General features: G+C 67.3%; 1 protein-coding gene. It reads left to right on the top strand.

Annotated elements, in window-relative coordinates:
• Window positions 1–942, top strand: a 942-nt coding sequence (locus ACH4D3_RS41205) for an RICIN domain-containing protein (RefSeq protein ID WP_398332889.1), incomplete at its 5' end; no start/stop codon positions are given.
• Between the last annotated feature and the right edge of the window lie 276 nt (window positions 943–1,218).

Here is a 1,218-nt window from a genome sequence, read left to right as displayed (position 1 = left end):
CCGGGTCGTGCGGCGTTCGTGGAGACGCGGCTGAAGCCGAAGCAGATCATCTGGTTCGGTGCGAAGGAGGAGCGTCCGTACACGCTGGCGGTGCGCAGGTCGGGGGTGGATCCGACCGAGGTGGAGGGGACGTATGTCCAGCGTGGGTTCCTGCCGCGCTGGCTGGCGACGTTTTTCGGGATCTTCCTGGCGTTGGCGATCGCGTTCGTGATGATCTGGATCGCGTACAAGCCGCAGGTCCGCACGAGTGCGACCGAGCAGACCGAGCAGGCCGGTGCCGCGCTCGCGCCCAGCCCCAGTGCCACGCCGGAGACCCTCCCCAGCAGTGCCGAGTCCGCGCCCGAGGCGGAGCCCGAGCAGCCGGCCTCCGAGAAGCCCGAGAACGACGGCGCCGGTGACGGCGGCGGAGGCGACGGCGGCGACAAGGGCGGCGGGGAGTCCAAGAAGCCCGCCAAGCCCGACGTGGTCCCCGCCATGAACGTCATGCTGCGCAACGCCACCACTCACATGTGCGCCGACATCCCCGGACGGGAGAAGGGCAAGATCAACGGGGTCGTCCAGCAGGCCAACTGCCACGAAGAGGGCGACAACGAGTACTGGAACCTCGAGGTCAAGTACGAGCACGGCGGCCCCAACGGGGTCAAGCTCTTCCAGATCCGGAACGTCACGGACCAGCTGTGCATGGACCTCGGTGAATACGGCGCCCGCCCGGAGGGAACGGGGGTCGCCGAGTTCCACTGCAACGGCACCAAGGCGGACAACCAGCTGTGGTGGATCGACAAGCAGGCGAGCGGCGACTACTGGATCCGCAACTTCGCCAGTGCCCACAAGTGCCTGAACGTGAAGGGCCAGAACGGCGGCACCGAGACTCCGCTGAACATCGCCACCTGCACCAACACCGACGACCAGGAGTGGAAGATCATCCGCCCGTCGAAGGACTGACGCGCCGGGTCCGAAAAGTCGTACGATCAGGCACCTCGGGGCAGCGAGTACTGCCCCGGGTACCGCTGACCCGTGGGGAGTTGACCCGTAGCGTCGGCGTGTGAGCCTGTGGACTTCCCTGGAGCCCGCGTCCGCGACTGTGGACCCCGGCAGTAGTACCCGTGTGCGCCTGAGGGTGCGCAATACCGGTGACGTGGTGGATGAGTACCGGTTCGAGCCAGTGGGGGATGTGGCTCCCTGGACGACGGTGGAGCCGCAGACGCTGCGGTTGTATCC

Origin of the sequence: Streptomyces sp. NPDC018026, from assembly GCF_044327745.1 — a bacterium.
Lineage (GTDB): Bacteria > Actinomycetota > Actinomycetes > Streptomycetales > Streptomycetaceae > Streptomyces > Streptomyces rubrogriseus.
The sequence above is the reverse complement of the archived record's forward strand: the minus strand, read 5'-3'. Positions and strand labels throughout refer to the sequence as shown.